Origin of the sequence: Streptomyces sp. NPDC050263 (assembly GCF_040655955.1) — a bacterium.
In the GTDB taxonomy this organism is placed as follows: Bacteria; Actinomycetota; Actinomycetes; order Streptomycetales; family Streptomycetaceae; genus Streptomyces.
In genome coordinates this window covers 133,867-141,421 of the sequence record NZ_JBFAKW010000009.1, presented here as the reverse complement: position 1 = coordinate 141,421, position 7,555 = coordinate 133,867, and the positions used below count along the sequence as shown (strand labels likewise).

At 70.9% G+C, this 7,555-nt stretch carries 5 protein-coding genes; 3 read left to right on the top strand and 2 right to left on the bottom strand.

Translation table 11 applies throughout. The features are described 5' to 3' along the window. Nucleotides 1-222: 222 nt before the first annotated feature. Nucleotides 223-510 (bottom strand): hypothetical protein, encoded by a 288-nt coding sequence (locus AB0J04_RS06615; RefSeq protein WP_363167251.1) that lies wholly within the window; start codon nt 508-510, stop codon nt 223-225. Between the two features lie 20 nt (nt 511-530). After that, nucleotides 531-1,088, bottom strand: a complete 558-nt coding sequence (locus AB0J04_RS06610; protein ID WP_363167250.1) for a hypothetical protein — start codon at nt 1,086-1,088, stop codon at nt 531-533. A 101-nt stretch (nt 1,089-1,189) separates the two neighbouring features. Between AB0J04_RS06610 and AB0J04_RS06605 the strand changes: the two genes are divergently transcribed. The 3 genes from AB0J04_RS06605 (at nt 1,190) to AB0J04_RS06595 (ending at nt 7,515) form a co-directional block, all read left to right on the top strand. Then, nucleotides 1,190-4,600, top strand: coding sequence for a CHAT domain-containing protein (locus tag AB0J04_RS06605; protein ID WP_363167249.1), 3,411 nt, complete (start codon nt 1,190-1,192; stop codon nt 4,598-4,600). A 310-nt stretch (nt 4,601-4,910) separates the two neighbouring features. Then, on the top strand, nt 4,911-6,233 hold the full coding sequence (locus AB0J04_RS06600; RefSeq protein WP_363167248.1) for a DUF5933 domain-containing protein: 1,323 nt from the start codon (nt 4,911-4,913) through the stop codon (nt 6,231-6,233). 595 nt (nt 6,234-6,828) lie between these two features. Continuing rightward, complete coding sequence (locus AB0J04_RS06595) at nt 6,829-7,515, top strand: DUF4232 domain-containing protein (protein WP_363167247.1); 687 nt, start codon at nt 6,829-6,831, stop codon at nt 7,513-7,515. The last annotated feature ends 40 nt before the right edge of the window (nt 7,516-7,555 follow it).

Below are 7,555 nucleotides of genomic sequence, written 5' to 3'. Positions count from 1 at the left end.
AAGTACGTCCAGTACGAGGACTTCCGGCCGGCACGCCGAGAGCACGCACCGGACGCCGCTCCTTGACGGGCAAACGTTGCCTGCCGCGGCACTAGGGACCGTCCGGCGGTGAAGCCGCCAGGTGCTCCCACGCCGTGTGCACCTGTGCGCCGGCCGGCCCCGCCGTCGGCCAGGATCGCGTCCAGTTGTGCGAGTTGGTCGCCGTTCTGCCAGGGCGGAACCTCAGGGGGCGTGGACCGGGCGGCCGGTGACCCGGCGTCGATCGTACCGACCAGAGTCGCGGTTGCGGGTGCCGATGGAGAGATAGACCACGTGGGTGCCGGGGGCGGGTTCGGTGCACTGGGAGGTCCACACGCTGTTGACGCAGAGTTGGACTCCGCAGAGCTTCGACGAGGGCAGGCCCCGCAAGGCCCCCTCCCAGGACACGTCGAATCCCAGCGGGCCCACGGCCTGGACCATGAGGTCCAACTCCGCCTCCGTGCTGCTCTCGTCGTCCTGGCGCACCCGCATTGCGGCCGAGGCCGCCCGGCTCAGCGCTTGACCATGTTGAATTCGTATCCCGCCTCCTGAAGCCTGATCGCCGTTTCCTGGATGTCCTCGTTGCGGAACTCCCGCCAGGTTTTGAGCAGTTCGGCGATCGGCGGCAGGAGCGGCACGTCCTCGATCCGGGCAGGGGTGCCCCAGTGCGGGATGACCAGGGGTGTGCCGTGTGGACCGATCTCCCCGACCTCGACGTCGAAGGGATGCCAGTGCAGGGTGTGCTGTTCGAAGCCGGCGTCCAGGATGACCAGGCCGTTCGCGAACGGCTCGCCCGGGAGCTCCAACGCCGTACGCAGGTCGCGGTCCTCCCACGACACGACGAGCCGTGTGGCCATGAGCACCGAGGGGAACAGCCCCAGGTCCGCGAGTGCGGACGCCGCGTCCGCGCCGCGGTAGAAGAGTCGGCAGGTGACGAAGCCGACGTAGGGCTGGTCCATGTCCTCGGCCAGGATGTGGACCAGGGGCCGGGGGTAGGTACCTGTTTTGCGCAGCAGTTCCTCGCCGGCCCGCAGAACGACCTTGGACAGGGACTCGACCAGATCTGTCATGCGGTCACGCTACGTGCCGGGGCGTAGGGTTCACGCGATATTTTGATGTTGAGGGGCGCGCACCGTGAAGTCGGGCGCGGGTAACGGGCGTTGGGGGACGCGTGCGGAAACGGTGGGCGGCGGCTGTCCGGTCCAGGCTCGACGGCGCGGCCGGTCCGTACGGCCTGCTCGACCCCGCCGCCCTGACCGAGGCGGTGGAGCTGTTCGCCGCCACGACCCGGACCCAGGACATCGTGGAGACCTGCCACCTCGTCGGGATGCTGCACTGGCGGCGCGGGCTGGCTCTCGCCGACGAACGCGCCCTGCCGGAGGTGCGGACGGCCACCGCACTGCTCGTCGTCGTGAGCCTGCTGGAGCCCGAGCTGCCCTTGCCCGAGCCGGTGCCGCGACCACCGGGGCCACCGCTGAGGCCGGACGGCGAGGCGACGTGGGAGGACCTGCTCCAGGTGCTGGCGTTCCACCTCGACGGCGGCGCCGACGCCCACACCGCGCGGCTGACGATCCACGCCGCGCGCAACGCCGTGGCCGACGCCGCCGACGATCCCGGCTCGCTCGTCGGCCGGCAGCGGACCCTGGGCATGGCCTGGCAGCGCCTGTACGAGCACACGGGGGAACTCGCCGACGTCCAGCAGGCCGTCGCCGTCGCCCGTGATGCGGCGGAGCGGTCCGCGGCCGGGAGCAAGGACCGCACGATGTCCTTGCACAACCTGGCAGGCTCCCTCCGGGCCCTGTTCCAGCGCACGGGTGATGTCCGCCGGCTCCGGGAGGCGGTCGAGGTCGGCCGCGCGGGCGTCCGCGAGACGTCCCCGGTGGACGAAGATCGGCACGTGGCCCTGGGCGGGCTGGCCGACTCCCTGCGGATGCTCTACGAACGCTCGGGGGACGACGCCCTGCTGGACGAGGCCCTACAGCTGAGCAGCGCCGCGCTGGAGGCCCTGCCGGACTCGGACCAGGCCCGGTCGGTGGTGCTCGTCAACTCCGCCGTCCTGCTCAGCCACCAGTTCCGGCGCACCGGGGACCAGTCGGTCCTGAGCGAGGCGATCGCCATGTCGCGCAGGGCGGTCGGGGCCGCGCCGCGCGGTACGCCGATCCAGCGGACCGCCCTCCACAACCTCGGCGACCTGCTCGACGCGCTCGCCGACCGCACCGGCGACACGACCGCGCTCGACGAGGCCATCGAGGCCGCGAGCACCGTCGTCGACGTCACACCCGCCGGGCACCCCGACGGACCGCGCTGCCGGTCGACCCTCGTGGGGATGCTGAACCGGCGCTTCCGGCGGACGGGAGACGCGCACGCGCTGGACCGCGCGATCGCGCTGGGCGGCGAGGCGGTGGCGGCGACGCCCGAGGACCACCCGGATCGATGGATGCATCTGGCGAACCTCGCCGTCGTGCTGAAGGCCAGGTCCCGCCACGCCGAGGACCTCGGCAGTCTGAGGCACGCCATCGTGCTGGAGCGCGAGATGACGGATCTCGCCGACGGCGCGGGCGGCCGTCACCGGGCCGTCGTCCTGTCGAACCTCGGCAACTCCCTGCGGATGTACTTCGAGCGGTCGGGGGATCCGGCCTCGTTGGAGGAGGCGATCGCGGTGGGCCGCGCCGCCGTCGCCGGGACCGCCGAGGACCATCACTTCCGCGCGCACTGCGAAGTGAACCTTGCTCTGTCTCTGTCTCTGTCTCTGTCTCTGTCTCTGTCTCTGTCGCCGTCGCCGTCTCTGTCGCCGTCGCCGTCTCTGTCGCCGTCGCCGTCGCCGTCGCCGTCGCCGTCGCCGTCGCCGTCTCGGTCGCTGAGCGTCCAGGGCGTGACCGCGCAGGACGGACGGCGCGTCGAGGAGGCGCTCGGTCTCCTGGAGACGGCGGCGTCCAGGGGCAGCGCCCCGACGGCGGTCCGGCTGTCCGCCGCGCGCGAATGGGGCGAGCTCGCGATGGAGCTCGGCCGGCCCGAGCGGGCGGCGCGCGGATTCGCCCTCGGCGTGGAGCTGCTGCCCCGCCTGGCGGCCCGTGGCCTCGCGCGGTCCGACGCGACGCGATGGATGGCCGAGCACGCACGTCTGGCGAGCGACGCGGCGGCGAGCATGCTGGCCGCCGGACTGCCGGACCGGGCGGTCGAGGTACTCGAAATGGGACGCGGTGTGCTGCTGGCGCAGGCCCTGGACTCCCGAACGGATCTCACCGAACTGCGCGACCGCGCCCCGGACCTGGCCGACCGGTTCGACCACCTGTGCGCCCGACTGGACGACGCCACGGCCGACGACGCCACCGAGGACGACGTCATCGCCGCCGACGCCACCGAGGACGACCCGGATCTCCGCCGCAGGCTGGCCCAGGAGCTGGACGGTCTGGTCGCACGGATCCGCGCCCTGCCCGGTCTGGAGCGCTTCCTGCTGCCCCCGCAGGCCGCGCAGCTGGCCGCCGAAGCGCACAGCGGCCCCATCGTCATGGTCAACGTCAGCCGCTACCGGTGCGACGCCCTCGTGCTGACCACCGACGGCATCGAGGTGTGCGCACTGCCGAACGTCGACCACGACGACGTCCACGGCCGCCTCGACGACATGCGCCGGCTTCTGGCGCGCAACGGCAGCTCCCATGACGCTCGCATCGAGGCCGAACGCGTCATGGCGCAGGACACGTTGCCCTGGCTCTGGGACGCGGTGGCGGAACCGGTCCTGGACCTGCTCGGCCTCACCCGGCCCGCGGGCGGACCCGGTACGCGTCGTATGTGGTGGATCCCCTGCGGCCCGCTGGCGCACTTCCCGCTGCACGCCGCCGGACACCATCTTCAGGCGCCGTCCGAGGGCGGGCGTCGACGAACGGTCATGGACAGCGTCGTGTCCTCGTACGCGCCCACCGTGCGGGCGCTGTCCCATGCCCGCGCCCAGCACCGACGGCGTGCGGTCGCGCCCGGGGAATCCGGCCCACCGCGCCTCCTGGCGGTCGCCATGCCGCACACACCGGGCGCGCGCGATCTGCCGGGCGCCCGCGCCGAGTACGAGCACCTGACCGGGATGTTTCCCGAGACGGAGGGGCTGGTCGGCGAGGAGGCGACCCGCCAGGCCGTGCTCTCCCGCCTCGCCGCCCACCCCTGGGCGCACTTCGCCTGCCACGCCGGCGTGGACCCCGACGACCCGCACCGAAGTCACCTGCTGGTCCACGACCATGCCGCCAACCCGCTCAACGTGCTGGAGATCTCCCGGCTGCGGCTCGAGCGCTCCGAGTTCGCCTACCTGTCCGCCTGCGCCACCGCCGTGACCGGGCGCGACCTGGCCGACGAGGCCCTGCATGTCGTCACCGCGTTCCAACTCGCCGGCTTCCCGCAGGTCGTCGGGACGCTGTGGCAGATCAACGACGCCATCGCCGTCGAGATCGCCGAACGCGTCTACGCGCAACTCGCCGCGGGCCGCTTCGACGCCGCCCGCACCGGCGTCTGCGTCCATGCCGCGATCCGACTGATCCGAGACCGCTACCCGGCTCTCCCGACCCTGTGGGCCGCTCACCTCCACATGGGCCCGTGAGCTGAACCGGGAGTGACCCTGCCCACGCGTCCACACGGCTATTGACCTGCGCAGATTCCCTGTGCTTCGCTCTGCGCGCTCGCCGGTGACAGCACAGGAAGCACTCAGGCCGGAACCCGGGCTGCCATCATTCCGTCTTGCTCAGACGGGCTGGTCCTCGTGACAGAGAAAGCGGCCCCGGCTGGAGGGTAACGAACGCAACCCACCGTGAAGTAACCAAAACCTAACAAAGCAGCCGACATTGATAGAAGAAATACCGAACGCCCCTTCGCGGACAAGGCGAATAGCGCGCAGGACGAGACTCTGGGTCGTGGCAGGTGCCGCGGTCCTCGGATTCCTCGTCGCGCTGGAATTCGCCGCACATCGCTACGGCCTGCCGGGACCGATCACCAGCCAGGTGCGAGAGGTGATATTCCCGCCCAAATCAGGCCCCCTGCTGTACGCCAGCATGGCGTTGATGCTGGTGGTGCTCACCTGGCGGCAACGGTTCATCGCGGTCGGCGTCGCGATCGGCATCGACGTCGCCTTCGGTCTGGTCCGGTGGGCGATGGACGTCAAGGTGACCGAAGGCCACCCCTTCGGCAACGGCGCGCTGTGGGTGATTCTGGGCTACGCGGTCATCGCCGTCACCCGCCGCAGCGGCCCGGAACGGGTGCTCCTGCTGAAGGGCGTCGGCCTGGCCCTGCTGCTGGTGGCCGGCCGCAAGGCCGGAGACACCTGGCTGCTCATCACCTCCACGACCCGCCCGGTGGTGCTCGACCAGTACGTGGCGACCGCCGATCACGCGCTGGGCAACCCCTCGTGGGTGATGGGCCGGATCGTCACGGCCACCGGCTCGATCGGCTTCAATGTTCTCGACTTCGTCTACGGGCAGCTCGCGGTGGCCGCGGTCCTCGTCGCGCTGTACCAACTGCGCAACGTGGCCGCCGAGGGCCGCTTCCCGGGCCATCATCTGGTGCGCAGCTTCCTGGCGATCGGCCTGCTCGGGCCGGGCATCTACATGATCTTCCCGGTGGTCGGACCGATCTTCGCCTACGGCGACGGCACCGAGCACTGGGCCGCGGTCAGTCTGTGGTCGGAGTCGCACTCCACCGCGCAGTGGGCGGTGGCCGATCTGTGGCCGGGGACGCCGCCGCCGATCACCGCTCCGCATCACATGCCGTTCGACGGGATCACGCCACGCAACTGCATGCCCAGCCTGCACACGGCGTGGGCCGTCGCGCTCTTCATCCATTCCCGCAAGGGTCCGAGGTTCCTGCGATTCGCCGGCACGTTCTGGCTGATCGCCACGCTCTGCGCGACGCTGGGATTCGGCTACCACTACGGCGTGGATCTCGTGGCCGGCGTGGTGTTCACGCTCACGATCGAGGCGGCGCTGCGCTCGTTCGACCGCGGCTGGGATCGATCCGGGGTCCGGCTGGTCGCCTACGGCGCGACGGTCTTCACCGCGCTCCTGGTGTCGTATCGCCATCTGTCGCTGGAGATGGCCGAGCATCCGTGGCTGTCCGGACCGCTTCTCCTGCTGGCGATGGGCTCGGTGATCTACGGCTACGTACGGACCGTCGCGCGCGCACAGCCGGAACCTGGGACCGCACCGGCCCAGCGGTCGGAACCGCAGCCCGAACTGATCTGAGGGGCGTCAGGGCGTCAGGGCGTCAGTGGTTCGCGCCGACCGCCCAGAGGACCGTCTCGCCCTCGACGACGGTGATGTCGCCGTCCGCAGCGGCCGATGCCGACCGGGTCGGAGTCGGTGAGCGGGTGCACGATGCGGATGTCCTCCTGCGGTGAACCGCCCGACCGCGCCCGCCGCCTTCCGGCCTCTCTTCGGCGGGCCGACGGCTGAGGCCGGGACGGTACAGACCGACAGCAACCGGCCCTTCGGTGCAGGCGGATGGCCTTCAGGGCAGATCGAGGCCGCACCGAGGGCACGCCGCGACCGCATCGAGGGCGGATCCGCCGTGTACTGAGGGCGCGCTGCGGGTGTACTGAGGGTGCACTGAGGGCGCGCCGGAACGTCGAACTCATGCGTATATGCCCCGTTCTGGTCGAGTGGCGAGATCGAACTCGCGCGGTCTTCTGCAACGTGGACATGTCACTGGTCGGTGACAGCGGCGTCCGGGAACGAAGACGCCCGGATCCCCTCGGCTCTCAGTCCCCTCATAGTGATCAACAAGCACCGAGAAGCCGACATCGCTCGGCCTCGATCACTGATCACCAAGGGGATTTCAATGTCCGGCAACCGTCGCAAGGCCCTCCTCGTCTCCGTAGCCCTCGTCGGCGGCGCCATGCTGATGACGGCGTGCCAGGACACGGACAAGGCTGCGGACAGCGGTGCCGCGCAGGGTTCTTCGTCCGCCACCCCGGCCGGCAAGAAGGTCACCCCGTCGGGCTCGGCGACCGCGGGCACCGGACAGAGCACCGGAGGCACCGAGAAGGGTTCCGACACGGCGAGCAAGGGAACCGAGGACGGGGCCGGCTCCGGCGTCGACGTCGGCAACGGCGAGCGGGTGGCGGTCGAGCAGGGCTGCGGCGCCAACGACATCTCCTGGAGCACCAAGTCCGAGAGCCAGGCCGGCGGATACATTCTGATCATCGCGAAGGCGAAGCCGGGGATCACCTGCTACCTGCCCGCCGAGCTGCCGACCGTCTCGTTCGGATCCGACGGCACTCAGGCGGGTCCCGCCGAGCAGTCCGTCGGTGAGGCCGTCAAGCTGAGCGGGAACACCGCCGCCTACGCCGGCGTCAACCCGAAGAGCGCCGGCGGAGACGGTGGCAAGGAACTGGACTCCATCATCGTCGGCGTCGGCAACGACGACCCGGACCCGGTCTCCCTGCCGGTCGGCACCATCATCGTCGACGACCCGATCGTCACCAACTGGCACACCGCCGCGAAGGACGCCGTCCCCTTCAGCTGAACTGCTGACCCGCGCGCCGACTCACCCGTGCTGCGGCACG

What these genes read in the sequence shown, in the direction of transcription:
- AB0J04_RS06615 (WP_363167251.1), bottom strand. Translation starts at nt 510, where the DNA reads ATGCGGGTGCGCCAGGACGACGAGAGCAGCACGGAGGCGGAGTTGGAC.
- AB0J04_RS06610 (WP_363167250.1), bottom strand. Translation starts at nt 1,088, where the DNA reads ATGACAGATCTGGTCGAGTCCCTGTCCAAGGTCGTTCTGCGGGCCGGC.
- AB0J04_RS06595 (WP_363167247.1), top strand. Translation starts at nt 6,829, where the DNA reads ATGTCCGGCAACCGTCGCAAGGCCCTCCTCGTCTCCGTAGCCCTCGTC.